Genomic DNA, 1,446 nt, shown 5'->3' with positions numbered 1-1,446 from the left:
AGCGTCCTGGCGGATGCGCGCGATGGTCCAGCCGGCGTAGCGCCGATGGCTGGAGGCCATGTGCTCTGGCACGGTGGTGTGCTTGTGATTGCCGCTCATGCGCTGATGCGCGGCGATCCGCTCGCCCTTGTGGAAGATCTCTACGGTGCGGGCCGTGAACCGTACCTCGACCTCAGCGCGGGCGAAGCGATGGGGAACGCTGTAGTAATGCTTCTCCACCTCGACGTGGTAGTCGAGACTGACGCGGCGGATACGCCACTCGGCGAGCACGTAGGGGGACACCGGCAACGGCTTGAGTGCCGGCCGGTCGACCTCCTCGAGCAACCGGCGGCGCGTCACGCCGAGCCGCCGGATCGGCCGCTCCTCGTTGAGCCTGGTGAGCAGTTCGCCGATCGCCGCGTTGACCTCGGCGAGGCTGTAGAAGGTGCGATGACGCAGGCGGCCGAGCAGCCAGCGCTCGACGATGAGGACGGCCTGCTCGACCTTGGCCTTGTCGCGCGGCTTGCGCGGCCGCGCCGGCAAGATGGCGGTGCCGTAATGCGCCGCCATCTCCGCATAGGTACGATTGATCTGCGGGTCGTACAGGCTCGCCTTGATGACCGCGACCTTGGTGTTGTCGGGCACCAGCAGCGCTGGGACACCGCCGATCGCCGCGAAGGCGCCAACATGGGCGCTGATCCAGTCGGCGAGCCCCTGCGTCCATGTCGCCTGCGCGTAGGTAAAGCTCGATGCGCCGAGCACGGCGACGAAGATCTGCGCCGTTCTGCGCTCACCGGTGAGGCGGTCGACCACCACCGGCACGCCATCGCCGGCATAGTCGACGAACAGCTTGTCGCCGGCTGCATGGGCCTGGCGCATCGTCACCGACAAACGGCCCTCCCAGGCGCGGTAGAGCTCACAGAAGCGCGAGTACCGGTATCCGCCGGGCTCGGCGCCGATGTACTCCTCCCACAGGATCGACAGCGTCACGTGCTTGCGCTTGAGCTCGCGGTGCACGGCCGCCCAGTCGGGCTCGGCGATGCGGCGGTGACCCTGCCGGTTACCGTTGCCGGTCTTGGCGAACAGGCGAGCCTCCAGGGCCGCGTCCGTGAGCTCGTCGGGCAACGGCCAGCTCAGGCCCGCGGCCTCGAACCGCCGGATCGCCAGCCGCACTGTCGAGGGCGCCGCGCCCACCCGTCGCGCAATCTCGCGGCTCGGCAGCCCGGCCGCCTTCATCCTGATCACATCGCGCACACGGCGCATCGCAAGCCTCTCCGTCGGCATCCAGGGTCCCCCTTCGCAAAGCCGAAAGGGTTGACCCTATGGGAGCCAGAAGAGGCCTCGTCACCCGGGCGACATCATCCCGGAACGGTGGGCGACATCATCTCGGAATGGGTGGGCGAATTCAAATCGGAATGGTGGGCGAGATCATCTCGGAATGCTGGGCGACATCGAGCGGAATCCGCA

The 1,446-nt window shown here is 67.8% G+C and carries 1 protein-coding gene; it reads right to left on the bottom strand.

Going from position 1 to position 1,446, the window contains the following annotated elements:
• Window positions 1-1,242, bottom strand: a 1,242-nt coding sequence (gene istA, locus CWO91_RS42165; protein WP_245471550.1) for an IS21 family transposase, incomplete at its 3' end; no start/stop codon positions are given.
• Window positions 1,243-1,446 lie beyond the last annotated feature (204 nt).

Origin of the sequence: Bradyrhizobium genosp. SA-3, assembly GCF_004212635.1 — a bacterium.
Lineage (GTDB): Bacteria > Pseudomonadota > Alphaproteobacteria > Rhizobiales > Xanthobacteraceae > Bradyrhizobium.
This window is presented reverse-complemented; position numbering and strand designations above follow the sequence as displayed.